Origin of the sequence: Caballeronia sp. PC1, from assembly GCF_021353155.1 — a bacterium.
Classification (GTDB): domain Bacteria; phylum Pseudomonadota; class Gammaproteobacteria; order Burkholderiales; family Burkholderiaceae; genus Caballeronia; species Caballeronia cordobensis.
The window spans coordinates 450971-474195 of the sequence record NZ_JAJUBH010000002.1 but is presented as its reverse complement, the minus strand read 5'-3'; the positions used below and the strand labels follow the sequence as shown (position 1 = coordinate 474195).

The 23225-nt window shown below is 67.2% G+C and carries 23 protein-coding genes and 1 riboswitch; of the genes, 10 read left to right on the top strand and 13 right to left on the bottom strand.

The annotated features are described in order from the left end of the window. Positions 1 to 95: 95 nt before the first annotated feature. Positions 96 to 971 carry a neutral zinc metallopeptidase gene (locus tag LY284_RS17950; RefSeq protein WP_053569164.1) on the bottom strand — a complete coding sequence of 292 codons (876 nt, stop codon included), beginning with the start codon at positions 969 to 971 and terminating at the stop codon, positions 96 to 98. Positions 972 to 1361: 390 nt separating this feature from the next. On the opposite strand from LY284_RS17950, the gene LY284_RS17945 reads away from it, so the two are divergent. Genes LY284_RS17945 through LY284_RS17935 form a run of 3 tightly spaced genes read left to right on the top strand, consistent with a single transcriptional unit; the run spans position 1362 to position 3880 of the window. Further along, positions 1362 to 2759, top strand: a complete 1398-nt coding sequence (locus LY284_RS17945) for a cytochrome ubiquinol oxidase subunit I (RefSeq protein ID WP_233387495.1) — start codon at positions 1362 to 1364, stop codon at positions 2757 to 2759. 4 nt (positions 2760 to 2763) lie between these two features. Further along, entirely contained in the window at positions 2764 to 3765 is a 1002-nt protein-coding gene (cydB, locus tag LY284_RS17940) for a cytochrome d ubiquinol oxidase subunit II (RefSeq protein WP_045453715.1), read from the top strand. Then, positions 3743 to 3880 carry a hypothetical protein gene (locus tag LY284_RS17935; protein ID WP_167350994.1) on the top strand — a complete coding sequence of 46 codons (138 nt, stop codon included), beginning with the start codon at positions 3743 to 3745 and terminating at the stop codon, positions 3878 to 3880. The genes cydB and LY284_RS17935 overlap by 23 nt, the downstream gene beginning before the upstream one ends. 10 nt (positions 3881 to 3890) lie before the next feature. Here LY284_RS17935 and LY284_RS17930 read toward each other — a convergent pair whose 3' ends face one another. Together LY284_RS17930 and mnmH are read right to left on the bottom strand one after the other, a co-directional pair. Next, positions 3891 to 4940 (bottom strand): permease, encoded by a 1050-nt coding sequence (locus LY284_RS17930; RefSeq protein ID WP_014250672.1) that lies wholly within the window; start codon positions 4938 to 4940, stop codon positions 3891 to 3893. Between the two features lie 26 nt (positions 4941 to 4966). Then, positions 4967 to 6031 (bottom strand): tRNA 2-selenouridine(34) synthase MnmH, encoded by a 1065-nt coding sequence (gene mnmH / locus LY284_RS17925; protein ID WP_233387494.1) that lies wholly within the window; start codon positions 6029 to 6031, stop codon positions 4967 to 4969. 134 nt (positions 6032 to 6165) lie between these two features. Here mnmH and LY284_RS17920 point away from each other — a divergent pair, with 134 nt between their 5' ends. Together LY284_RS17920 and eutC are read left to right on the top strand one after the other, a co-directional pair. Beyond that, entirely contained in the window at positions 6166 to 7542 is a 1377-nt protein-coding gene (locus LY284_RS17920) for an ethanolamine ammonia-lyase subunit EutB (protein ID WP_233387493.1), read from the top strand. After that, on the top strand, positions 7539 to 8315 hold the full coding sequence (gene eutC / locus LY284_RS17915; protein WP_233387492.1) for an ethanolamine ammonia-lyase subunit EutC: 777 nt from the start codon (positions 7539 to 7541) through the stop codon (positions 8313 to 8315). Before LY284_RS17920 ends, eutC begins: the two co-directional genes overlap by 4 nt. Here eutC and LY284_RS17910 read toward each other — a convergent pair. The 3 genes from LY284_RS17910 to LY284_RS17900 all read right to left on the bottom strand — a co-directional run bounded on the left by LY284_RS17910 (position 8312) and on the right by LY284_RS17900 (position 11768). Beyond that, on the bottom strand, positions 8312 to 10174 hold the full coding sequence (locus LY284_RS17910) for a sigma-54-dependent Fis family transcriptional regulator (RefSeq protein WP_233387491.1): 1863 nt from the start codon (positions 10172 to 10174) through the stop codon (positions 8312 to 8314). The two genes, eutC and LY284_RS17910, sit on opposite strands and share 4 nt — an antisense overlap. A 135-nt stretch (positions 10175 to 10309) precedes the next feature. Beyond that, entirely contained in the window at positions 10310 to 10483 is a 174-nt protein-coding gene (locus LY284_RS17905; protein WP_041731592.1) for a DUF1328 domain-containing protein, read from the bottom strand. 145 nt (positions 10484 to 10628) lie between these two features. Continuing rightward, entirely contained in the window at positions 10629 to 11768 is a 1140-nt protein-coding gene (locus tag LY284_RS17900; RefSeq protein ID WP_233387490.1) for an OpgC domain-containing protein, read from the bottom strand. A gap of 290 nt (positions 11769 to 12058) precedes the next feature. Here LY284_RS17900 and LY284_RS17895 point away from each other — a divergent pair, with 290 nt between their 5' ends. Beyond that, positions 12059 to 12811, top strand: coding sequence for a TerC family protein (locus LY284_RS17895; protein ID WP_014250665.1), 753 nt, complete (start codon positions 12059 to 12061; stop codon positions 12809 to 12811). 3 nt (positions 12812 to 12814) lie between these two features. Here the strand turns inward: LY284_RS17895 and LY284_RS17890 are convergent, their stop codons facing one another. Genes LY284_RS17890 through LY284_RS17870 form a run of 5 tightly spaced genes read right to left on the bottom strand, consistent with a single transcriptional unit; the run spans position 12815 to position 16992 of the window. Beyond that, entirely contained in the window at positions 12815 to 13219 is a 405-nt protein-coding gene (locus LY284_RS17890) for a DUF4186 domain-containing protein (protein WP_233387489.1), read from the bottom strand. A 7-nt stretch (positions 13220 to 13226) separates the two neighbouring features. Continuing rightward, positions 13227 to 13952 carry a precorrin-4 C(11)-methyltransferase gene (gene cobM / locus LY284_RS17885; protein ID WP_233387488.1) on the bottom strand — a complete coding sequence of 242 codons (726 nt, stop codon included), beginning with the start codon at positions 13950 to 13952 and terminating at the stop codon, positions 13227 to 13229. Further along, the gene (locus LY284_RS17880) at positions 13949 to 14686 is read right to left on the bottom strand and encodes a cobalt-precorrin-6A reductase (RefSeq protein WP_233387487.1); all 738 of its coding nucleotides are present in this window, start codon (positions 14684 to 14686) and stop codon (positions 13949 to 13951) included. The genes cobM and LY284_RS17880 overlap by 4 nt, the downstream gene beginning before the upstream one ends. Then, positions 14683 to 15774, bottom strand: a complete 1092-nt coding sequence (locus LY284_RS17875; RefSeq protein ID WP_014250661.1) for a cobalt-precorrin-5B (C(1))-methyltransferase — start codon at positions 15772 to 15774, stop codon at positions 14683 to 14685. Before LY284_RS17875 ends, LY284_RS17880 begins: the two co-directional genes overlap by 4 nt. Positions 15775 to 15780: 6 nt before the next feature. After that, positions 15781 to 16992 carry a bifunctional cobalt-precorrin-7 (C(5))-methyltransferase/cobalt-precorrin-6B (C(15))-methyltransferase gene (locus LY284_RS17870; protein ID WP_014250660.1) on the bottom strand — a complete coding sequence of 404 codons (1212 nt, stop codon included), beginning with the start codon at positions 16990 to 16992 and terminating at the stop codon, positions 15781 to 15783. 76 nt (positions 16993 to 17068) lie between these two features. Continuing rightward, positions 17069 to 17257, top strand: a riboswitch (cobalamin riboswitch). A 64-nt stretch (positions 17258 to 17321) separates the two neighbouring features. On the opposite strand from LY284_RS17870, the gene cobG reads away from it, so the two are divergent. From cobG to cobJ, 4 genes are read left to right on the top strand one after another with little or no spacing between them, the layout of a single operon-like run. Then, positions 17322 to 18599 (top strand): precorrin-3B synthase, encoded by a 1278-nt coding sequence (gene cobG / locus LY284_RS17865; RefSeq protein ID WP_375294267.1) that lies wholly within the window; start codon positions 17322 to 17324, stop codon positions 18597 to 18599. Beyond that, positions 18592 to 19218, top strand: coding sequence for a precorrin-8X methylmutase (locus LY284_RS17860; RefSeq protein WP_233387486.1), 627 nt, complete (start codon positions 18592 to 18594; stop codon positions 19216 to 19218). Before cobG ends, LY284_RS17860 begins: the two co-directional genes overlap by 8 nt. Continuing rightward, positions 19215 to 19943 carry a precorrin-2 C(20)-methyltransferase gene (locus LY284_RS17855; protein WP_233387485.1) on the top strand — a complete coding sequence of 243 codons (729 nt, stop codon included), beginning with the start codon at positions 19215 to 19217 and terminating at the stop codon, positions 19941 to 19943. The genes LY284_RS17860 and LY284_RS17855 overlap by 4 nt, the downstream gene beginning before the upstream one ends. Continuing rightward, positions 19940 to 21562: a precorrin-3B C(17)-methyltransferase gene (cobJ, locus tag LY284_RS17850; protein WP_233387484.1), complete on the top strand. Its 1623-nt coding sequence runs from the start codon at positions 19940 to 19942 to the stop codon at positions 21560 to 21562. Before LY284_RS17855 ends, cobJ begins: the two co-directional genes overlap by 4 nt. On the opposite strand, the gene LY284_RS17845 is transcribed toward cobJ, so the two are convergent. Together LY284_RS17845 and LY284_RS17840 are read right to left on the bottom strand one after the other, a co-directional pair. Then, the gene (locus LY284_RS17845; RefSeq protein WP_233387483.1) at positions 21538 to 22116 is read right to left on the bottom strand and encodes a VWA domain-containing protein; all 579 of its coding nucleotides are present in this window, start codon (positions 22114 to 22116) and stop codon (positions 21538 to 21540) included. The two genes, cobJ and LY284_RS17845, sit on opposite strands and share 25 nt — an antisense overlap. A 107-nt stretch (positions 22117 to 22223) precedes the next feature. After that, positions 22224 to 23222 (bottom strand): ATP-binding protein, encoded by a 999-nt coding sequence (locus tag LY284_RS17840; RefSeq protein ID WP_233387482.1) that lies wholly within the window; start codon positions 23220 to 23222, stop codon positions 22224 to 22226. Positions 23223 to 23225: the final 3 nt, after the last annotated feature.

Sequence of the window (23225 nt, the reverse complement as noted above, 5' to 3'; positions counted from 1 at the left end):
GGCGGCAAGCCGCGAGGCGATGCGGCCGCGCCTCGACGGTTCAGCATAGTCCATTTCGAGACGAAAGGCCGCTTTCGGCCGCGCCCGACGAACACTCAGAGCGAGCGCGCCGAGAAGGTGTCGCACTGACTGACATCGCCCGTCGACATACCGCGCCGCAGCCAGCGCTGGCGCTGCGCGCTCGTGCCGTGCGTGAACGCCTCGGGCACGATGCGCCCTTGCGACTGCTGCTGCAGACGGTCGTCGCCGATCGCGGCCGCGGCGTTCAAGCCCTGTTCGAAATCGCCGGGCTCGATCAGCTTCGCGTTCTGCTGCTGCGCGACCGCGGCCCAGACGCCCGCGAAGCAGTCCGCCTGCAACTCGACGCGAACCGACAGCGCATTGGCCTGCTCTTTCGACATCCGCGAGCGCGCCTGATCGACCTTGCCCATGATGCCGAGCACGTTCTGCACGTGATGCCCCACTTCGTGCGCGATCACGTAAGCCTGCGCGAAGTCGCCGCTCGCGCCGAAGCGGTCGCGCAATTCGCGATAGAACGAGAGATCGATATAGACCTTGCGGTCGCCCGGACAATAGAACGGACCCATCGCGGCCTGCCCCGTGCCGCAGGCGGTCTGCGTGGCGCCCGAGAACATCACGAGCTTCGGCGCCGGATAGTCCTGATTGAACTGCGTGCGGAAGACCTGCTGCCAGGTCCGCTCGGTATTGCCGAGCACGCGGCGCACGAAGACCGCGCCCGGATCGTTGGCGGGCGGCGCGTTGCTCGGCGCGGCCTGCTGCTGCGGCGCATTGCCTTGCAGCACCTGCGCGCCGTTGATGATCGTCATCGGATTGATGCCGAAGAAATACGACGCTGCGAGCGCAATGACGATCGTGCCGATGCCGATCGATCCGCCGCCGACCCGAAAGCCGCCGCCCCCGCCGCGCCGGTCTTCGACATTCCGGCTTTCTGCTTCGTCATCGAGGCGCATGATGCTTCTCCTTCCTGCTCGCGCGGTGCGCGTGTTCAAAAGTCATTATGGTACCCGCGCCGTTCGCACGTCTCGTGCCGGCGCATCGTAAAAGTTCTTTCCGCGCCTGCCGCGAACCAACTTCAACCGTGCGGTCGATTGTCGCGAAAGCGTCTGCGCGCTCTTGCCGCACCGCACTATCCGGGCGTCTCGAAATCATCGGTAAATCAATCTGGTAGCTGCGCTAAGCCATTGAAACTGCGGCATTTGCGCGCAATGAATAACGTCTGACGCAGCGCAACAGTTTGTCGAAATGGCGCTAAGCTCCGGCCCGTCAGACGTCTCATTCAGCACCGGACTCGCCCGCCTTCCGACGCGGGCCACGCGTGAATTTTCAAGGCACAGTCAATCATGCAATCGACTCCCGAAGCACTCGATCTGGCGCGGATCCAGTTCGCGTTCACCGTCTCGTTTCACATCATCTTTCCTGCGCTTTCCATCGGGCTCGCGAGCTTCATCGCGGTGCTCGAAGGCGCGTGGCTCAAAACCGGCAAGCCGGTCTACAAGGAGCTGTGCCTCTTCTGGTCGAAGGTGTTCGCCGTCGCGTTCGGCATGGGCGTCGTGTCGGGCGTCGTCATGGCTTACGAATTCGGCACCAACTGGGGCGGTTTTTCGAGCTTCGCCGGTCCCATCACGGGCCCCTTGCTCACGTATGAAGTGATGACCGCGTTCTTCCTCGAAGCGGGCTTCCTCGGCATCATGCTGTTCGGCTGGAACAAGGTCGGTCCGAAAGCGCACTTCGGCGCGACGCTGATGGTCGCCATCGGCACGCTCATCTCGACGTTCTGGATTCTCGCGTCCAATAGCTGGATGCAGACGCCGCAAGGCTTTCGCATCGAGGGCGATCACGTCGTGCCGGTGGACTGGTGGGCGATCATCTTCAATCCGTCGTTTCCGTACCGGCTCGCGCATATGGCGATCGCGGCGTTCATCGTCGCGGCGCTCGTGGTCGCCGCAACGGGCGCGTGGCATCTGCTGAAAGGCCGCCGCGACCCCGCCATCAAGAAGATGTTTTCGATGTCGCTCTGGCTGCTGCTCGCGCTGACGCCGATCCAGGCGCTCGTCGGCGACGCGCACGGCCTGAACACGCGCGAACATCAGCCGGCGAAGATCGCGGCGATCGAAGGCATCTGGGAGACCGAGAAAGGCGGCACCGCGCTCAATCTCTTCGGCATTCCCGACATGGAAGCCGAAACGACGAAGTACGCCGTGTCGATTCCGCATCTCGGCAGCCTCATCCTCACGCATAGCTGGGACGGCGAGATTCGCGGCCTGAAGGAATTCCCGAAGGAAGACCGTCCGAATTCGACGCTCGTGTTCTGGAGCTTTCGCGTGATGGCGGGCCTCGGCGTGCTGATGATCGTGATGTCGTTCGCGGCGTGGTGGCTGCATCGCAAGCGCAGGTTGTTCGATGCGCGCTGGTTCCATCGCTTCGCGCTGGCGATGGGCCCGAGCGGTTTCATCACGCTGCTCGCGGGCTGGGTCACGACCGAAGCGGGCCGCCAGCCGTGGGTCGTCTACGGCGTGATGCGCACAGCGGATGCCGTGTCGCCCGTCACGGCGCAGCAGGTCGGCGTGTCGCTGCTTGCGTTCGTGATCGTGTACACGATCGTCTTCGGCACGGGCATCTACTACATGTTGAAGCTGCTGCGCCACGGTCCCGCCTTGCCCGGCACGCCGAGCCAGCCTTCCGACGGCAGCGCGCGACGCCCGCTCAGCCTGCCGCAACAGTCCATCGAAGGAGCATAAGCATATGGATCTCACGCTCGCCTGGGCCGCGATCATCGCGGCGGGCCTCTTCCTCTACGTGGTGCTCGACGGCTTCGATCTCGGCATCGGCATTCTCTTTCCCTTCTTTCCCGACCAGCACGACCGCGACGTGATGATGAACACCGTCGCGCCCGTCTGGGACGGCAACGAGACCTGGCTCGTGCTCGGCGGCGCGGGGCTCTTCGCCGCCTTCCCGATGGTCTATTCGACCGTGCTGTCCGCGCTCTATCTGCCGCTCGTGCTGATGCTCGTGTGCCTGATCTTCCGCGGCGTGTCGTTCGAGATCCGCGCGAAGGCGCAGCGCACGAAGCACATGTGGGACCTCGCGTTCATCGGCGGATCGGCGGGCGCGACCTTCTTTCAGGGCGTGGCGCTCGGCGCGTTCCTCGGCGGCATTCCCGTCGCCGACGGCCGCTTCTCCGGCGACGCCTTCGGCTGGTTCTCGCCCTTCTCGATCTTCACGGGCGGCGCGCTCGTCGTCACGTATGCGCTGCTCGGCGCATGCTGGCTGATCGCGAAGACCGAAGGCGACTTGCAGCGGCGCATGTATCGCGTCGTGTGGCCGCTCACGGTATTGCAGCTCGCGACGATCGCGGTCGTCAGCATCTGGACGCCGTTGCAGGATGCGGGCATCGCGTCGCGCTGGTTCGATTCGCCGTGGTTCTACCGGATGCTGCCGGTGCCGGTGCTCGTCGCGGCCTGCGCGTTCGCGATGCGCCGCGCGATCAAGTCGCGCCACGAAAAACAGCCGTTCGCGATGGCGCTGGGCTTCGTGTTCCTCGGCTATACGGGACTGGTTCTGAGCGTTTCGCCCGATGCCATTTTCCCCGGCGTGTCGATCTGGGACGTGGCCGCGCCCCGTTCGAGCCAGCTTTTCACGATCGTCGGCGCGGCGGTGATCCTGCCCGTGATCGTCGCGTACACGACGCTAGGCTATTGGGTTTTCAGAGGAAAGGTGCGTCATGGCGAACATCACTACCATTGAACGCGCGCGCAAGGTGTTCTGGTTCGTCGCGCTATGGGTGGCGGGCGTCGGCGGCGCGATGCTGCTCGCGCTGCCGTTCAAGCTGCTGATCAAGGCGGGCGCGGCGATTCATTGACCGGGCACGCTCAGAACCACGCCGCCGCGATCAGCCCGCTCACGATCCCGAAGCCCACCACCGCCACCGACACCACCGCCAGCACGCGCGGCGGGAACGATCGCGCGAGCATCGCGAGCGACGGCACGCTGATGGGCGGCAAGGTCATGAGGAGCGCGCCGGCGGGCCCCGCCGCCATGCCGAGCGACAGCATCGCCTGGATGATGGGGACTTCGCCGGCCGTCGGAATGACGAAGAGCGTGCCGGCGACCGCGAACGCGACGATCCACAGCATGCCGTTGTCGATGTCCGGCCCGATATGCGGAAAGAGCCACGCACGCGCCGCGCCGAGCAGTAGCACGAGCACGATGTATTCGGGAATCAGGCGCAACGCCATGCGCCCGAGAATCGCGATCCAGCGCGAGAACGCCGTGCCCGGTTCATCCTCTTCGACGAGCTTCGCGAGCGCCGCGCGCGATGCCGCCGCCTGCGCGGGCGTCACCATGCGGTTCACCGCGTAGCCCAGGCCGAACACCATCAGCACGCCGAGCACGAGGCGCAAGCCGGTCCACTGCCAGCCGAGCACGAAGCCCATGAAAACCAGCGCCGCGGGATTGAGCACGGTATTGCCGAGCCAGAACGCGACCGCCGCGCCGGGCGCAGCCTCGCGCGCCCTCAGACCCGCGACGACCGGCGCCGCGCAGCACGTGCACATCATGCCGGGCAAGGACATCAGCCCGCCGTTCACGACGCTGCCGAAGTTATGCTCGCCGAGCGCGCGCGCGACCCAGCGCGGCGGAATCAGCGCCTGCACCGCGGAGCCGAGCAGCAGGCCCAAGACCATCGCCTGCCAGATTGCCTTGCCGTAGGCGATCGCGTAATCGAGCGCGGCCTGCCACGACGGTTCCGGCGCGCTCGCGGCGGTGCCCATCAGAATCGACTTGCCGATCGAATGCTGGCTCGCCGCGACGAACGCGCGGTTGTAGTACGGAAACCATTTGACATAGAACAGCCCCACGACGGCGATCAGCAGGAACACCAGCCAGCCCAGGGCGACGCGCGGTTGTCGAAGCGTGGTCATATTTTTCTTGAAAGAAGTGAGTTGAATCAGAGCGCGGGCGCGGTCTCGGCGAGCCGGGCAAGCAAGGCCTTCGCCTGATCGACGCTATCCGCATCGTTCGGACGGAACAGCATGCGCGACGCGTGCGGCAACGCCCTGTAAAGCGCCTGGCTGCTGCGCCCGTACGCGGGATCGTAGTGATAATCGATCAATTCGGCGAAAAGCGCAGCGCGCGCGTCGTCGTCGATCAGCCGATGCCAGCGTTCCACGCGCTCGCGGCTGTGCAGCGCGACGAGCTTCGACAACTGCGCCTTGAAAAACGCGGGATCGTCGAAGAGATGCGCGTAATCCTGCAGCAAAAACGCGATGCGGTCTTCGCGGCGCGCTTCCACCTGCACGCACGACGCCGCGTGGAGGTTGTCGAGCACCGCATCGGAAATCGTGATCGAGCCGATGCGCCGCCCTTCCGCTTCGGCGAAAACCGGTTTCGCCGGATCGAAGCCCGAAAGCCTCGCCAGCAGCGCGGAATCGAACGCCTTTTGCGACGGCTGCGGATGCCCCGGCAGCGCGCCGAGCAGCGACCCCCGATGCGCCGCTAGCCCTTCCAGATCGAGCGTCTGCGCGCCCGCCGCGGACAGCGCCTGCAAGAGCCGCGTCTTGCCGCTGCCCGTCGGACCGATCAGCACGACATAACGGAACCGCCCCGGCAGCATGCCGAGCCGCTCCATCACGTCGCGCCGGTAGCTCTTGTAGCCGCCCTCCAGTTGACGCGCCTGCCACCCGATCATGTTCAGCCACGTCGTCATCGCGCCGGAGCGCTTGCCGCCGCGCCAGCAATACACGAGCGGCCGCCAGTTGCGCGGCTTGTCCGCGAACAGCGTGTCGAGATGATGCGCGATATTGCGCGCGACCATCGCCGCGCCGACGCGCGTGGCCTCGAACGGCGAGACCTGCTTGTACATCGTCCCGACGATCACGCGCTCCTCGTTGCTGAGCACGGGCGCGTTGATCGCGCCGGGAACGTGGTCCTCGGCGAATTCGAGCGGTGTGCGGACATCGACGATTTCGTCGAAATCGCGCAGGCGGTCGATGGAAACGAGCAGGTTTTTCACGGATTTGCGGGCGTGCGCTGACTGAATCGAACGAAAAATTATCGCACGCGGGCGCATTTCGGCCCGGGCGGCGCTTTTTTGTCCGCGCGCGATGCGGTTAAAGTGAGCGGATCGATCCGTTCGGGGAAAGAGCGATGAGCTATCACGCGACGATCGGCGCGCGCCGCTACCGTTTCGACGATCTGAAGACGCTGCTCGCCCGCGCCAGTCCGCGCCGCTCCGGCGACGAACTCGCGGGCATCGCGGCCGCCACGGAGGAAGAGCGCGTCGCGGCGAAAATGGCGCTCGCGCAGACGCCGCTCTCGGCCTTCCTCGACGAACCGCTCATTCCCTACGAGCACGACGAAGTCACGCGCCTCATCGTCGATACCCATTCGCGCGAGGCGTTCGCGCCCATCGCGCATCTGACCGTCGGCGAATTCCGCGAATGGCTGCTCGCCGACAGCACCGACGCCGCCGCGCTCGACGCCCTCACGATGGGCGTCACGCCGGAAATGGCCGCGGCCGTCTCCAAGCTCATGCGCAATCAGGATCTGATCCTCGCCGCGAAAAAGCGCCCGGTGGTCACGCGCTTTCGCACGACGATCGGCCTGCCCGGGCGTCTGTCGGTGCGCCTGCAGCCGAATCATCCGACGGACGACCCGAAAGGCATCGCCGCATCGATGCTCGACGGGCTGTTCTACGGCTGCGGCGACGCGGTCATCGGCATCAATCCCGCATCGGATTCGCCCGCCGCCATCGGCAGCCTGCTCGCGATGATGGACGACTTCCGCCAGCGCTACGACGTGCCGATGCAATCGTGCGTCCTCACGCACGTCACGAACACGCTCGCGGCGATCGAACGCGGCGCGCCGGTCGATCTCGTGTTTCAGTCGATCGCGGGCACCGAGCGCGCGAACGCGAGCTTCGGCGTGTCCCTCAAGCTGCTGGAGGAAGCGCACGACGCGGCGGCGTCGCTCAAGCGCGGGACTGTGGGCGATAACGTCATGTACTTCGAGACCGGACAAGGCAGCGCGCTGTCGGCGAACGCGCATCACGGCGTCGATCAGCAGACCTGCGAGGCGCGCGCGTACGCGGTTTCGCGCCGCTTCAAGCCGTTGCTGACGAACACGGTAGTGGGCTTCATCGGGCCGGAATATCTCTACGACGGACGGCAGATCATCCGCGCGGGTCTCGAAGATCACTTCTGCGGCAAGCTGCTCGGCGTGCCGATGGGCTGCGACATCTGCTACACGAACCACGCCGAAGCCGATTCCGACGACATGGACACGCTGCTCACGCTGCTCGGCGTAGCGAACGTCAACTTCATCATGGGCGTGCCGGGCGCGGACGATGTCATGCTCAACTATCAGAGCACCTCGTTTCACGATGCGCTGTATATCCGCCGCGCGCTGAACCTGAAGCGCGCGCCGGAATTCGAGGCGTGGCTGGAGAAGATGCGCGTCACCGATGCCCGCGGCGAGTTGTTGCCGCCGCCGGCGCACCCTTTGCTCGAATGGATCGAATCATGACGAACGCCGACACCTGGGACGCGCTCAGACGCTTCACGAACGCGCGCATCGCGCTCGGCCGTGCGGGCAGCAGCCTGCCGACCGCCCCGCTGCTCGCGTTCGAGCTTGCGCACGCGCAGGCGCGCGACGCCGTGCACCAGCCGCTCGATACCGCCGCGCTCGGCGACGCGATTCGCGCCGCGGGCTTCGACACGCTCGACGCGCGAAGCGCCGCGCCCGATCGCGATGTCTATCTGCGACGGCCCGATCTCGGCCGCGTGCTGGACGATGAGAGCGCACGGCGGCTCGCGGCGCACGCGTGCGAGACGGAAGGCGAATACGAACTCGTCTTCGTCGCCGCCGATGGCTTGTCGGCCTTCGCCGCGCAACGCCACGCCGCGCAGCTGCTTGCTGCACTGCGCGAGCAGCTCGACGGCTGGAACGTCGGGCCCGTCGTGATCGCGACGCAGGCGCGCGTCGCGCTGGGCGATCGCATCGGTGAGCTTTTACGGGCGCAGATCGTCGTCGTGATGATCGGCGAGCGGCCGGGCCTGAGTTCGCCCGACAGCCTCGGCCTCTATGTGACCTACGCGCCGCGCGCCGGCCGCCACGACGCCGAACGCAACTGCATTTCCAACGTGCGCCCGGAAGGCCTCGGTTACGACGCCGCCGCGTTCAAACTGCTGTGGCATCTGAACGAAGCGCGCCGGCTGAAGCTGACCGGCGTCGGCCTGAAGGATCTGAGCGGCTCGCTGCCGCCGTCCGCGCACAAGGCAAAACCGCTCGAAGCCTAAACCCGCAACTTGCGATACAAGGTCGTGCGCGAGATGCCGAGCGCGCGCGCGGTCGCCGATACGTTGCCGCCGTGCGCCTTGAGCGCCGCCGCGACCGCGCCCGCTTCGATATCGGCGAGACGCGCGCCGCTCGAGCTTGCCGGTGCGTCGTGGGCCGGTACGCGTTCGCCCAGTTCATCGACGAAATCGTGCGGCAGATGTTCGACGCGAATATGCGTATCGTGATCGTCGAGCATGGCGGACGCGGTGCGCAGCACGTTGCTCAACTGCCGGAAATTGCCCGGCCACGGATGACGCGCGAAGAGCGCGAGCACGTCATCGCCGATGCCGACCACGCGGCCCGCGAAACGCTCGTGACGCAATAGCTTGTCGACGACGGCGCGCAGGTCGGTGCGCGCGGCGAGCCGCGGCAGCGTCACCGAAAGACCGTTGATGCGGTAGTACAGATCCTCGCGGAACTCGCCTTTCGCCACGCACTCGCGCAGCTTGCGGTTGCTCGCGCAGACGAGCGTGAAATCGACCGGCACCGCGCGGGCCGCGCCGAGCGGCTCGACGACGCGCTCCTGCAGCACGCGCAGCAGGCGGCTTTGCATCGCGAGCGGCATGTCGCCGATCTCGTCGAGAAAAAGCGTGCCGCCGTTCGCCTGCACGATCTTGCCGGTCGCGCCGCGCTTCGCCGCGCCGGTGAACGCGCCCTGCGCATAGCCGAACAGTTCGGATTCGATCAGCGTCTCCGGCAGCGACGCGCAATTCACCGCGACGAACGGCCCCGCGCGACGCGGCGAATCGGCGTGAATGGCGCGCGCGAGCATCTCCTTGCCCGCGCCCGTTTCCCCGCCGATCAGAATCGGTATGTTCTTGCCGATGACCTTGCGCACGCGCGCGACGATGTCGCTCATCTGGGCGTCGCCGGTGCAGAGATCGTCGAGGCCGGATGCGCGCGGCGGCTCGCGCACGGCGACGGCGCTCGTCGCCTGCACCACGTTCGACGCCGCGCGCGCGTGGAAATCGACGCTCGCGAACACCACCACGCCGCTATGCAGTTCCAGCCGGCAAGGCGCTTCGCCCGACCGGGCGATGAGCATATCCGCGCGTTCGCCGAACAATGCTTCGAGCGTCAGCGCGCGCAGACGCCCGAGTTCGTGACCGAATTGAAACTGCGCGCTGCGGTTCGCGCAGAGCAGCCGCCCGTCGAGATCGAAGACGGCGATGCCTTCCATCAGCGTGCCGATGAACTCGGGCCGGCTATGAAAGCGGATGCGCAGGCCGTCGCCGAATGCGCTCGCGATCAGCCGGTTCTCGATCATTTGGGCGGACATTTTCACGAGCGCCATCGTGTGCTGGTGATAGCCGCGGCGGTCGCCGGTGACGTCGAGCACGCCTGAGATATTGCCGTGCGGATCGAGGATCGGCACGCTCGAACACGTGAGGAAACGATTGGCGCGCAGATAGTGCTGGTCGCCGTGCACGGTGACAGCGTTGCGCTCGGCGAGCGTCGTGCCGATCGCGTTGGTGCCCTGATGCGCCTCGCTCCACACCGCGCCCGCGCGCAACGCGACTTTTTCGGCGCGGGCGAGAAAGTCGTCGTCGCCGAGGGAATGCAGGATGAGGCCGCCCGCATCCGTCAGCGCGATCATGCTGTGCGTATTCGCGATCTGCGCGTACAGCGTTTCCATGACCGGCAGCGCATGCGCGAACAGCGCGCGGCTTTCGTCCAGCTTGACGGCGAGTGCCGCACCCGAGAGCACGGCGTAGTCCGGGCGCATGGTTTCGCAAAGGCCGAACGTGGCCGAACGCTCGTGCGAATGACGGATGACGTCGTGCTGTTCCGGCCGCAAGGCCGCGCCGATGGCTTGCATTGCCCCTCCTTGTCGCGTTACGCGGCGGCTTCGGCCGAAGCCGCCGTGTCCGCCGTGTCTCTTCGGGGCAATGTAACACCGTCGCGGCGCGCGGGTCGATTCGAGGAAGCGCGGAGTGGCCGCGCGCCCTCCCCGCTACAGCACCAGCGATCCGGCTGAAATCGCGACGATCAGGAAGATCACGAACAGGATCAGGAAGATAAAGAAGCAGATCTTGGCGATGCCCGCCGCGCCGGACGACACGCGCGTAAAGCCGAAGAAACCAGCGACGACGGAAATGACCGCGAAAAGAATGGCGAGCTTGAGCATGGCAGGTCCGGTTTTAGTTGTGGTGACCTGTGCATGCAAGCCGTGTGCCTTGGCGCTTTCGGTTCGAGGCGGCGAAAAAACCAGACCGTTAGTTGCTTATCGATCGAAGATAAAAGCGGGCAGCGAACTGCCCGCTCGATTGCGTCTATCGCATCCGGTTGTCGGTCGCGGCCACGGCCCGCGCGGCTGCCACCGGCGGTGCGCGGCGCGTGCCGAGCCAGCCCGACACCCACTGATGCACGCGCGGCACGGCGAGCAGCGCGCCGATCGCGATGGCGTCGGCGGCGAGTCCCGCAGGCACGTTGACGAGGCCGTCGGTGAGCGTGAATAGGATCGAATCGACGGTCAGCGAAATCACCGTGCCCGCGACGAACGACACCATGCCGTCGCGCCCCACTGCGCCGACCCACTGCAGCCGTTTGGCGATTTCCTTGACGATGCCGTAGCGCGCCAGATTCGCCGCGATCCACGCGATCGCGAGGAAATTGACGACACGCGGACCGGCCAGATCGCGCTTGAACGCGCTATCCAGCACGGGCGGCAAAACGAGCAGCTTGTAGTACGCCATGCCGGCGATCAGCGCGGCCGCGCCCGCGCTCACGATCCAGCCGAAGCGGTTCGCGCTCACGCGCTGATAGATGGGCTGGCAGCGCGCCAGCACGCCGAGCACGAACATGAGCTGCCACGCCGCGGGGTTGAAGTCCCAAAGGTTGTCGTCGACGGACGGCATGTGTTCGCCGATCTGCGCGGCAAACGCCCACAGCGCGAGGCTCAGACCGAGCAACAGCCACGGCTTGCTGCGCGCGAGCGGCAGCATGACGGGCACGGCGAGCGCGAAGAACGCGTACATCGGCAGGACGGCGGCCAGATACGGCTGGCGCTCGAAGGTGAGAATCTGCGCGATGGAGGAAACCGGCTCGGACAGGAGACTGTCGAGGTCGTGCAGCGCGAGATTCGGCGCGTGACCGAACAGCGGCCGCAGCACAAACGAGGCGACGAGCATCAGCACGGCCGTGACGACGAACGCGCGATACAGTTCGAATGCACGCTTCAGGAACCGGACGCGCGCCGCGCTTTCGGAGCGGCGCTCCGCGAGCGAGACATACGCCGTGGCCGTGGCGAAGCCGCCGAGGAACACGAAGACTTCGGCGGCGTCGTTCAGCGCGAACGAATGCAGCGTGAAGCGGGACAACATGCTGCCGCCGATGTGATCGATGACGATGATCAGCAGAACCAGTCCCCGGAAAAAATCCAGTTCGACGAGACGTTGCGATTTTTGCTGCATGCGGCTTGGCGTGTTGTCCTGGGGCGACAGGATGGTTTAATGACGCCGCAAAAGACGCGGCCAGGTAAGCGTAGGAGTTTACCCGTAAATGACGCATCGCATCATCAGAAGTAGCGCAAATAATCGTTTCAAATCCGGTATTTGTGGCGGGTCTGACTAATTTCGTTGACAAAATTACCGGCGCGCGTGGAAAGCGCCTCGTGCGCGCCACAAGTTTTCAGACTCCTTTCAATTCCCGGGCCGATCAGGCTAAGATCACGCCCTCACCGTCGAACCTCATTCGAACCATCATGGATTACATCGTCGCCCTCCTCGCCGATCCCGCCGCCTGGGCCGCCCTCGCGACGCTCGTCGTGATGGAAGTCGTGCTCGGCATCGACAACCTGATCTTCATCTCGATCCTGACCAACAAGCTGCCCGAGGCGCACCGGGAGCGCACGCAGCGCATCGGCATCGCGCTCGCGCTCGTGATGCGGCTCGGCTTGCTCGGCACCGTCGCGCTGATCGTGCGGCTCACGACGCCGATCTTCGAGGCGTTCGGACACGGTTTTTCGTGGCGCGACATCATCCTGATCGCGGGCGGCGTGTTCCTCGTCTGGAAGGCGACGACCGAAATCCATCATCACGTCGCGCACGACGCCGACGCGCAGGCCGGCGCGGCATCGCCGAAGCGCCTGACGCCGCTGTCGGCGATCGGCCAGATCTTGCTGCTCGATCTCGTGTTCTCCATCGACAGCATCGTGACGGCGGTCGGCATGACCGAGCACATCCCGATCATGTTCGTCGCGGTGATCGCCGCCGTCACGGTGATGCTGTTCGCCGCGGGCCCGCTGTCGCGCTTCATCGAGCGCAATCCGACGATCGTGATGCTCGCGCTCGGCTTTCTGCTCGTGATCGGCATGACGCTGATCGCGGAAGGGTTCGGCTCGCACGTGCCGAAGGGCTATATCTATGCGGCGATGGCGTTCTCGGCGCTCGTCGAAGGTCTCAACATGCTGGCGCGGCGCGCGAAGACGCGGGCGGCCGCGCCTCGCCACGAGTAGCCTTCAGAACGGCAGTTCGCGCTGCGGATCGTCGGGCGCCGCTGCCGGCTGAGTCGGAAGCGGCTGCGCCCGCAGCCAGCGCTCGATGGCATCGACGACATGCCGCCGCTCGGCGTCGTCGAGCGCCCTGCCCGCCGCGATGCCGTGCCATTTGGCGAGACACGCGCGGCAGCACGTCGCCGTCGCGTGTTGCGCGATGAACACCGGATGCCCGCGAAACGGCGTCTGCTTGCCGTCGTTCAGGGGCGCTTGCGGCGCGAGCCGCTTGCCGATGAGTTCGTGCGCCTGCGCGAGCACCGTGTCGATGCCCTTTTCCCGCAGATATTTCCCCTCGCGCACGCCGAGCGCGAAGCGCCGCCGGAAGGCCGATTTCGCGAGCGCATCGAACACGGCGTCGAGGTCGCGCATGGCGTGATCAGTCCTTCGCGTAGAGCGTGGAATCCGCGAAACCGTCGGCGGCGAGCACGCGGCCGACGAGAATCATCGCCGTGCGCTCCATGCCCGCCGCGCGCACTTTCGGCGCGATATCGGCAAGCGTGCCCTCCACGCGCGTCTCGTCCGGCCAGCTCGCGCGGAACACGACCGCGACCGGGCAATCCGCGCCGTAGTGCGGCAGCAGATCCGCGACGATCCGCTCGATATGCCGCACGCCGAGATGGATCGCGAGCGTCGCGCGATGGCGCGCGAGATCCGCGAGACTTTCGCCCTCCGGCATCGACGTTTTCGTCGCGTAGCGCGTGAAAATCACCGTCTGCGAAATGCCGGGCAGCGTCAGTTCGCGCTTGAGCGCCGCCGCCGATGCCGCCGCCGCCGTCACGCCGGGAACGACTTCGTAGGGAATCGCGAGCGCATCGAGCCTGCGGATCTGCTCGCCGATCGCGCCATACAGCGACGGATCGCCCGAATGCACGCGCGCCACGTCCTGGCCATTCGCGTGCGCCTGCTGCAACAGCGCCACGATCGCGTCGAGATCGAGCTCGGCCGTATCGATGCATTGCGCCGCGCGATGCCCCGCCAGCACCGCTTCCGGCACGAGCGAGCCGGCGTAGAGAATCACCGGGCATTCGCGGATGAGCCGCTGCCCCTTGACGGTGATGAGTTCGGGATCGCCCGGTCCCGCGCCGATGAAATAGACAGTCATTGTTCCGATGTGTGAAGCCAATGGGTGAGCGCGTCGAGCGCGCTCGCGGCATCGTCGAAGGTGCGGTGGGCATCGGGCAGCACGGGCCGCGCGAGCATCACGACCGCCAGGCCCCGCTCGCGCGCGACCGCAAGTTTCGCCTCGGTCGCGCGACCGCCGCTGTTCTTGCTGATGACGACATCGACGCCCGCTGCATCGAACAGGGCGCGCTCGCCGTCGAGATCGAACGGGCCGCGCGCATCGACGATCATCGCGCGGGCATTGCCCGGATGCGCGTCGAGACAGCGGATCGTCCAGTGCTGCGATGCAGGAATCTCGTCGAGATGGGCAAGCGGCTCGCGTCCGAGCGTGAAAAGCGGCCGCCGATAGGACCCGATCCGCTCGGCGATGCCGCGCCAGTCCGGCGCATCGCGCCAGTCGTCGCCCGCTTGCGGTTGCCATGCCGGACGGCGCACGGCCCAGAGCGGCACGTGCGCGCTCGCGCACGCCGCGTGCGCATGGCGGCTCATCTGCGCGGCATACGGATGCGTCGCATCGACCACGAGCGCAATGCGCTCGTCGCGGAGATAGCGAACCAGCCCGTCGATGCCGCCGAAGCCGCCCACGCGCACCGAACACGCGAGATCGGCCGGCACGCGCCCGAGGCCCGCGAGACTGTAGACATGCCCGGCGGGCAGACCGCGCGCGATGGCGAGCGCATCGCCCGTGCCGCCGAGCACAAGCACGCGCTTCATGCCGCGCTCCCGACGATGTGCCCCTGCCTGTCGATCGCGAAGGTTTCGACGTCGATGCCCGGCGGCAGCACGTCGAGCGCGACGGCGCGCGCGCGGCGGCACACGATATCGCCGAGCGCGATGCCTTCGGCGCGCGCCAGCTTGAGCGCTTCCTGGCTCGTGTTGGCCGCGCGGATCGCGGCCTGCAGCGCGTCGCTCGCGCCCGCGTCGGCGGCCCAGACCGCGAGCAAGGTCAGATCGATGCTGGAACTGCGGCTGTGCAGATCCATATGCCCCGCCGCGAGCTTGGACAGCTTGCCGAAGCCGCCGCACAAGCTCAGCTTGTCCACGCTCGCGCGCCGCAGATGCTTGAGCACCGCGCCCGCGAAGTCGCCCATTTCGATCAGCGCGATGTCGGGCAAGCCGTACAGCGCGCGCATTGCGTCCTCGCTCTGATTGCCGGTGCACGCGGCGATATGCCGATAACCGTTCGCCCGCGCCACATCGATACCCTGATGAATCGACGCGATATACGCCGAGCACGAAAACGGCCTGACGATGCCGGTCGTGCCGAGTATCGACAGACCGCCGACGATGCCGAGCCGCGGGTTCATCGTCTTCAGCGCGAGCGCCGCGCCGTTCTCCACGCCGATGCTCACCTCGAAGCCGCCGCGATAACTCGCGCCGGCGGCGAGCGCTTCGAGATGTTCGGTCATCATTTTGCGCGGCACCGGATTGATCGCCGGTTCGCCGACCGCGAGCGCCAGCCCGGCGCGCGTCACCGTGCCGACGCCCTCGCCCGCGTGAAACCGCACGCCGGTCGAATCGGACAATTGCACGCGCGCGAAGACGAGCGCGCCGTGCGTCACGTCGGGATCGTCGCCCGCGTCCTTGATCACGCCCGCTTCGGCGGCATCGCTGCCCGTCGTCCGGCAGAACGAGAGCGTCATCGTCACGTGGCGGCCCTTCGGCAAGACGATGTCCGCGCGCTCGCTCGTCTCGCCGAGCAGCAGCAGGCGCGCGGCGGCGAGGCTCGTCGCGGTGGCGCAGCTTCCCGTCGTGTAGCCGCTTCTGAGCGGTGCGGCCTGTTCCGGCGACTCTTCACGCATGACGCATCACGGCTTGCTCGCGTGCAGGAGCGTGATCGGCAGGGCCGGCCGCCAGGTGTCGAAGCTGCCGAGCGGCTCCGCCTGCGCGATCCCGATGCGCGTCAGCTCGCCGCCGTGCCGCGCGCGCCATTCGACGAGCGCCGCTTCGCTTTGCAGCGTCACCGCATTGGCGACGAGCCGCCCGCCCTGACGCAGACGCGCCCAGCACGCATCGAGCAGGCCGGGCACGGTCAGGCCGCCGCCGATGAACACGGCATCGGGCGCGGGCAGGCCGTCGAGCGCGCCGGGCGCCACGCCCCGCACGAGTTGCAGCGCGGGCACGCCGAGCGCGTCGCGATTATGTTCGATGAGACGCTGCCGGCTTTCGTTCGCTTCGATCGCGATCGCGCGGCAGGCGCCGTGCGCGCGCATCCATTCGATGCCGATCGAGCCGCAGCCCGCGCCCACGTCCCACAGCAGTTCGCCCGGCTGCGGCGCGAGATGCGCGAGCGTCACCGCGCGCACGTCGCGCTTCGTGAGCTGGCCGTCGTGCCGATAGGCGTCGTCGGGCAGGCCTGGCGTGAGCGGCGGCCCGGCGTGGCCCGCGTGCGTGCGGCATTCGATCGCGACGAGATTGAGCGCGGCCACGAGCGGCTCGCGCCAGTCGTCGGCGCGTTCGTCGATCCGGCGTTCGTTCAGCCCGCCGAGATGCTCGAACACCGTCATGCGGCTCGCGCCGAAGCCATGCGCCGTCAGCAGCGTGGCGACGGCGGCGGGCGTCATGCCGTCCGCGCTCAAAACGAGCAGGCGCACGCCGCGATGCAGGCTCGCGAGCAAGGACGCGACCGGCCGCCCGACGAGCGACACGCACACCGCGTCCTGCAGCGCCCAGCGCAGGCGCGCCGCCGCGAGCGACAGCGACGACGGCGCGGGAATCACGCGCATTTCGCCGTTGGCAACTTCGCGCGCGAGCGTCGCGCCGACGCCGAAGCACATCGGATCGCCGCTCGCGAGCACGCAGATGCGCGTGTGGCCGTCGCCGCGCTCGGCGAGCACGGCATCGAGCGAAAAGGGCTTGGGCCACGGCACGCGCCGCGCCGCGACGCGCGCGGGCAGGAGCGCGAGATGGCGCTCGCCGCCGTGAATCGACTGCGCATCGACGAGCGCACGGCGCGCCACGCGCGACAGCCCGTGCCAGCCGTCTTCGCCGATCCCCACCACGGTCAGCCAGGTCGACATGCGCCGTCTCCTTTTTGCGGTTCGGAATACGCTTCGCGTTGCGGCCCGGAAGCGTCCAGATGGTCGATAAAAGCGGGCATAATACAGGTCCGTCGGTGCCCGAGGGTTCAGCCCGAGGGCCTAAGATGGAACACAGAGAAACTGTGGCTGCCCCCGCAATTGTACGCAGCGAGTCCGCGCTCCACTGCCACTGGTTTTCACCGGGAAGGCCGGCGCGAATGAAGACCTGCCAGCCAAGAGACCTGCCGACTCAACGCATTCGCGCAACGCCAGCCGGGCGGGGTGTACCGGTTCGCTCGACATGCGCGAAGCCCTGACGGGTCACGCTTTTGACTTCATTCGACCACTCACCGCTGACGACCGCCGCGCGCGCATCCGCGTGTCCGGGCCTTATGCGCATCGTGCCCGCGCGCGACGGCGGGCTCGCCCGTCTGCGCCTCGTCGGCGGCGCGCTGAGCGCGCACGCGGCGCGGGCCGTGGCGCGCGCCGCGCGGGAGTGCGGCTCGGGCGTGATCGAAGTGACCAATCGCGCGAATCTGCAACTGCGCGGCATTCGCGACGACGCCCACGCCGCGCTCGTCGATATCGCGCTCGATGCCGGCCTCGGCCCGGCCGCGGCGAGCGGCGACGACATCCGCAATCTGATGCTGAGCCCGCTCGCGAGCGACGGCACGCGCGCGCTCGCGGCGGACCTCATCGCGGCGATGCAGGCCGATGCCGCGCTTCACGCGCTGTCGCCCAAGTTTGCGTTGCAGCTCGACGGCGGCGAGCGCCTCGCGATGCTCGATCATCCGCACGATCTCTGGCTCTCGACCGTCGACGGCGGCGCGCGCTTCGCCTTCGGGCTTGCCGGCACACCGCGACAGCCCGCGCTCGGCGCCATCGCGGCGGGCGAACTGGTGACGTTCGTTCCCGGCATCTTGCGCGCTTTTCTCGCGATGGCCAGGCCCGAAGAAAACCGCATGCGCGATCTGCTCGCGCGTATCGGCACTACGGGCACTGCGCGTTTTCTCGGAGCCTTCGCCTTCGATACCGGTTTGGAAACATGGCGACGCGCCCCCGCCGATGCCTCGTTACGGCTCGGCGCGCACGAAGAGCCGCAGCGCGCGACATGGTATGCGGGCGCGCAGACGCCGCTCGGGCGGCTCGACGCCAGCACGCTCGATGCCCTCGCCGATCTCGCCGACGAGCACGCGCAAGGCCGCCTTTCGATGACGCCGTGGCAAAGCGTGCTGATCGCGGGCATCGCGCCGGCGGACACGCACGACGTGCTGCGGCGCCTGAACGCGCTCGGCCTCGCCACCGACCCGCGCGCGCCGCTTGCGCGCCTCATCGCGTGCGCGGGTTCGGCGGGCTGCGCAAAAAGCCGCGCCGACACCAAAGCCGATGCGCTTCGCCTCGCCCCGCTGCTGCCCGCGCACGACACGGCACAGGTGCATCTGAGCGGCTGCGAGCGCTCGTGCGCGGCGGCGCATCCGGTTCCGGCCACGCTCTATGCCGCCGCGCCGGGCCGTTACGACCTACATCGCGACGATGGAACCGTCGCGCGCAATCTCACTATCGAAGAGGCGGCCGAACGGCTCGCCCGGAGCCATGCCGATGTCTGACTATATCCGCGACGGCGCGGAGATTTACCGCCAGTCCTTCGCGACGATCCGCGCCGAAGCCGATCTGACCGCCCTTCCCGCCGATCTGGAAAAGCTCGCGGTGCGCCTGATCCACGCCTGCGGCATGGTCGATATCGTGAGCGATCTGCGCTTCTCGCCGGGCGCGGGCATGGCGGGCCGGCGAGCGCTGGCGGCAGGCGCTCCGGTTCTGTGCGATGCGCGCATGGTCGCCGAAGGCATCACGCGCGCGCGTCTTCCCGCAGGCAATCGCGTGATCTGCACGCTCGGCGATGCCTCGGTGTCCGAACGCGCCCGCGCGATGGGCAACACGCGCTCGGCCGCCGCGCTCGAACTCTGGCGTCCCGATCTGGACGGCGCGATCGTCGCGATCGGCAACGCGCCGACCGCGCTCTTTCATCTGCTCGACATGCTCGATGCGGGCGCGCCGAAGCCCGCGCTCATCCTCGGCTTTCCGGTCGGGTTCATCGGCGCGGCCGAATCGAAAGCCATGCTCGCCGCCGACAGCCGCGGCGTGCCCTTCGTCGCGCTGCTCGGCCGGCGCGGCGGCAGCGCGATGGCCGCCGCCGCAGTGAACGCACTTGCTTCGGAGACCGAATGATGCGCGGACGTCTTTATGGCCTGGGCGTCGGCCCGGGCGATCCGGAACTGATCACCGTGAAGGCATTGCGGCTTCTGAAGGCCGCGCCCGTGGTTGCGTATTTCGTCGCGAAGGGCAAGAAGGGCAATGCGTTCGGCATCATCGAGTCGCATCTCGACGCGGCGCAAACGCGCCTGCCGCTCGTCTATCCGGTGACGACCGAAGCACTCGAACCGCCGCTGTGCTACGAGACGATCATCAGCGCGTTTTACGATGAAGCCGCGCTCACGATCTCCGGTCATCTGGAAGCCGGGCGCGACGTCGCGGTGATCTGCGAAGGCGATCCCTTCTTCTACGGCTCGTACATGTATCTGCACGATCGGCTCGCCGCGCGCTTCGAAGCACAGGTCGTGCCGGGCGTGTGCTCGATGCTCGGCGGCGTCGCGGTGCTCGGCGTGCCGCTCGTGTATCGCAATCAGAGTCTGTCGGTGCTTTCGGGCGTGTTGCCCGAAGACGACTTGCAGCAACGTCTCGAAGCGGCGGATGCGGCCGTCATCATGAAGCTCGGACGCAACTTCGAGAAAGTGCGGCGCGTGCTCGGCAAGCTCGGGCTCGATGAACGCGCGCTCTACGTCGAACGCGCGACGATGAGCAACCAGCGCATCGTGCCGCTCGACGAAGTCGATCCGATGGCGTCGCCGTATTTTTCATTGCTCGTCGTGCCGGGGAAGAAATGGCGGGCATGAGTTCTCCGTTGGCGATCGTGATTTTGGGCCCCGCCGCGCTCGATACGGCGCGGCGCATTCAATCGCGTTTTGATGGAGCGCGCGTGCACGGCCTCGCGCATCGCGTGAGCGCCGATATCGCTTATGACGACTTCGGCGAGCATATGCGCGAGTTGTATCGCGCGGGTGTGCCGATCGTCGCGCTGTGCGCGGCGGGCATCGTGATTCGCGCGCTCGCGCCGTGCCTCGCCGACAAGTCCGCCGAGCCGCCCGTGCTCGCCGTCGCGCAGGATGGCAGCGCGGTCGTGCCATTGCTTGGCGGCACGAGCGGCGTGAATGCGCTGGCGCGCGAGATCGGCGCGGCGCTCGATATCGCGCCCGCGATCACGACGAGCGGCGAATTGCGCTTCGGCCAGTGTCTGCTCGCACCGCCCGAGGGTTACGCGCTCGCGGATATCGAGCAAGGCAAGCGCTTCGTGTCGGACTTGCTTGCGGGAGCAACGACGCGCATCGAAGGCGGCGCGCCGTGGCTCGACGCCGCCGCCCTGCCCCTCGCGGACGATGCGCGTCTCGCGGTGCGCATCACCCCGCACGCCGTGAACGACGAACACAGCCTCGTGATTCATCCGCGCTGCGTGCTGGCGTGGATCGACGACGATACCGGCATCGTGGAACGTGTGCGTATCGCCTTGCGCGAACGAGGGCTGTCGCCGCTGGCGCTTGCGGCCCTGGTCGCGCCCATGCATCTGATGACATCCGAAGCCCTCGCCGATGCCGCGCGTGCGCTGGATCTGCCTCTACGTTTCTCCGATGCCGCGCCGTTTGACAGAGGCGACGGCATCGCGTTGCAAGTGCACGATGCGCCCGTCGATGCGCAGTCGATAGGCCGCGCGCGCGGCACGCTGACCGTCATCGGGCTCGGCCCCGGCAACGCGGAGTCGATGACGCCCGCCGCGCGCGCCGCGCTCGACGCCGCGCAAGACGTGCTCGGCTACGAGACGTATGTGCGCATGGCGGGCCCGTTTCGCGGCGATCAGCGCGTGCACATCACCGACAACCGCGAGGAACTGCAGCGCGCGCGCCACGCGTTCGAACTGGCGAGCGAAGGGCGGCGCGTGGTCGTGGTGTCGTCGGGCGATCCGGGCGTCTTCGCAATGGCCGCGGCCGTGCTCGAAGCGCTCGACCGCGGCTACGCATCGCAGCCCGCATGGCGCGCGGTGAAACTCGCGATCCTGCCGGGCGTGTCGGCATCGCTCGCGACGGCCGCGCGCGCGGGCGCGCCGCTGGGCCATGATTTCTGCGTGCTGTCGTTATCGGATAACCTGAAGCCGTGGAGCGTGATCGAGAAACGTATCGCGCATGCTGGCGAAGCGGATCTCGTGATGGCCTTCTATAACCCGCTGTCGAAGGCGCGGCCGTTGCAGTTCGATCGTGCTATCGAGATCGTGAAGCGGTATCGGAAACCGCAGACGCCCGTGGTGCTGGGAAGAGACATCGGGCGTCCGGCCGAGGCCTTACGAGTCGTGACGCTCGGCGAGCTGAAAAGCGAGTGGGTCGATATGCGGACGATGGTCATCGTCGGCTCATCGACGACGCGCGTGGTGGGCGACTGGGTTTATACGCCGCGCTGGTACGAGTAGGACAGCGCGTCATCGGCGGTGACGTATTGCGCGTTCCAGTCGCTAGCGAAGCGCTTGCCGCGTCCCGCCCGTATCGCGCCTTCCTCGAAATCCACCACGACGATTTCGTCCGCCGATGCAGGCGCTTCGGGCCGCTCGTTCGTGCGTCCATCGGTCAGCACCCACAGCCAGCGCTTCTGCGAAGGCCTGCGCCTCGCCGCGCGTTCGAGCACCGTCGCCGCACTCGCCAGGCCGAGCGCGAGCGGCGTTCCACCTCCGCCGCCGATCGGCGCAACCCATCGCTTATTGAACCAATGCGCCGCGCCCGGCTGACGACGCACCTCCGCGCGGCCTCCGCCGAAGCACACGAGCGCGATCTGCGCGCGCTCGCGATAAGCCCGGTCGAACAGCGCGACGAGCATCCCTTTCGCGCGCGCGAGCCGCTCGCCGGCGAGCATCGAACCGGAGCAATCGAGCACGAAGCAATGCAGTTGCGCGCCCTCGCCTTGCGTGCGGCGATAGCGGAGATGCCGCGCATCGAGTGGGGCGGAACGTTTTGCGCGCAGTGTCGCCATCCAGTCGATGGACGCGCCCGGTTCGCCTTCACGCGACGCGAAACGGCCTGTGTTCCATCGAAGGCGATGCCCTGTGTCGAAGGCATCCGCGTCGCGCCTTCGATGGCTCAGGCTTTTTTTGCGGCGAGCGGCCTTACCGATTTGACGTGCGCGGTTCCCGCCGGCTCGGGCGGCATGTAGCCCCAATCCGCGTCGCCTTTGTTTGTATCGCCCGGCGTCGGATCAGCCGTGTTTTGCGGCGCTTCCGAACCGGCTTGCGCTTCACGACGCCGATGCTTCAACACGGCATCGGCGACGCGTTCGACATGCGTCACGGAAATACGCGATGCGCCTTCGAGCGCGGCCAGGGCCCGCGCCGCACGCAGCATCACGATATCCGCGCGCAAGCCATCGACATGCGCTTCGATGCAAAGATCGCTCACGCGCGCATGAACGGCATCGTCGAAATCGAATGTGGAGAGCGACGCGCGCGCCGCGTGAATGCGCTCGACCAGGGAAGCCTGCTCGCCTGCATACCGCGCGCGAAATGTTTCGGCATCCATATCGAATTCGAGACGCGCTTTCACGATGCGCTGCCGCACGCCCGCATCGAAATGATTGCTCATCTCGACCGCAAGCCCGAAGCGATCCAGCAACTGCGGACGCAAGTCGCCCTCTTCCGGATTCATCGTGCCGATCAGGACGAAGCGCGCATCATGCTGATGCGAGATGCCATCGCGCTCGATGATATTCACCCCGCTCGCCGCGACGTCGAGCAACTGATCGACGAGCGGATTCGGCAGCAGATTGACCTCGTCGACATAGAGCACGCCGAGATGCGCTTTCGCGAGCAGGCCCGGAGAAAAGCGCACCGCGCTGTCGCGCAATGCGCTTTGAATATCCAGCGTGCCAATGAGTTGCTCCTCGCTTGCGCCGAGCGGCAGCGTCACGAGCCGACCTTCGGGCAGCAACTCGGCGAGCGCGCGCGCCGCCGTCGATTTCGCCGTGCCGCGCGGCCCGCTGACGAGCACGCCGCCAATCGACGGATCGACCGCAGCGAGCAAGAGCGCCTGCTGCAAGGGCGCTTGCGCAACGAGCGCGGAGAAAGGAAATACGGAAGATGACATGGA

Bases quoted from the DNA above. Each gene is read 5' to 3' on its own strand.
- LY284_RS17855 (WP_233387485.1), top strand. From the start codon at position 19,215: ATGATGCGCGGACGTCTTTATGGCCTGGGCGTCGGCCCGGGCGATCCG.
- LY284_RS17945 (WP_233387495.1), top strand. From the start codon at position 1,362: ATGCAATCGACTCCCGAAGCACTCGATCTGGCGCGGATCCAGTTCGCG.
- LY284_RS17910 (WP_233387491.1), bottom strand. From the start codon at position 10,174: ATGCAAGCCATCGGCGCGGCCTTGCGGCCGGAACAGCACGACGTCATC.
- LY284_RS17930 (WP_014250672.1), bottom strand. From the start codon at position 4,940: ATGACCACGCTTCGACAACCGCGCGTCGCCCTGGGCTGGCTGGTGTTC.
- LY284_RS17900 (WP_233387490.1), bottom strand. From the start codon at position 11,768: ATGCAGCAAAAATCGCAACGTCTCGTCGAACTGGATTTTTTCCGGGGA.
- LY284_RS17950 (WP_053569164.1), bottom strand. From the start codon at position 971: ATGCGCCTCGATGACGAAGCAGAAAGCCGGAATGTCGAAGACCGGCGC.
- LY284_RS17875 (WP_014250661.1), bottom strand. From the start codon at position 15,774: ATGCGTGAAGAGTCGCCGGAACAGGCCGCACCGCTCAGAAGCGGCTAC.
- LY284_RS17920 (WP_233387493.1), top strand. From the start codon at position 6,166: ATGAGCTATCACGCGACGATCGGCGCGCGCCGCTACCGTTTCGACGAT.
- LY284_RS17905 (WP_041731592.1), bottom strand. From the start codon at position 10,483: ATGCTCAAGCTCGCCATTCTTTTCGCGGTCATTTCCGTCGTCGCTGGT.
- eutC (WP_233387492.1), top strand. From the start codon at position 7,539: ATGACGAACGCCGACACCTGGGACGCGCTCAGACGCTTCACGAACGCG.
- LY284_RS17880 (WP_233387487.1), bottom strand. From the start codon at position 14,686: ATGAAGCGCGTGCTTGTGCTCGGCGGCACGGGCGATGCGCTCGCCATC.
- cydB (WP_045453715.1), top strand. From the start codon at position 2,764: ATGGATCTCACGCTCGCCTGGGCCGCGATCATCGCGGCGGGCCTCTTC.
- LY284_RS17895 (WP_014250665.1), top strand. From the start codon at position 12,059: ATGGATTACATCGTCGCCCTCCTCGCCGATCCCGCCGCCTGGGCCGCC.
- LY284_RS17890 (WP_233387489.1), bottom strand. From the start codon at position 13,219: ATGCGCGACCTCGACGCCGTGTTCGATGCGCTCGCGAAATCGGCCTTC.
- LY284_RS17935 (WP_167350994.1), top strand. From the start codon at position 3,743: ATGGCGAACATCACTACCATTGAACGCGCGCGCAAGGTGTTCTGGTTC.
- cobJ (WP_233387484.1), top strand. From the start codon at position 19,940: ATGAGTTCTCCGTTGGCGATCGTGATTTTGGGCCCCGCCGCGCTCGAT.
- LY284_RS17845 (WP_233387483.1), bottom strand. From the start codon at position 22,116: ATGGCGACACTGCGCGCAAAACGTTCCGCCCCACTCGATGCGCGGCAT.
- LY284_RS17870 (WP_014250660.1), bottom strand. From the start codon at position 16,992: ATGTCGACCTGGCTGACCGTGGTGGGGATCGGCGAAGACGGCTGGCAC.
- LY284_RS17860 (WP_233387486.1), top strand. From the start codon at position 18,592: ATGTCTGACTATATCCGCGACGGCGCGGAGATTTACCGCCAGTCCTTC.
- LY284_RS17840 (WP_233387482.1), bottom strand. From the start codon at position 23,222: ATGTCATCTTCCGTATTTCCTTTCTCCGCGCTCGTTGCGCAAGCGCCC.
- cobM (WP_233387488.1), bottom strand. From the start codon at position 13,952: ATGACTGTCTATTTCATCGGCGCGGGACCGGGCGATCCCGAACTCATC.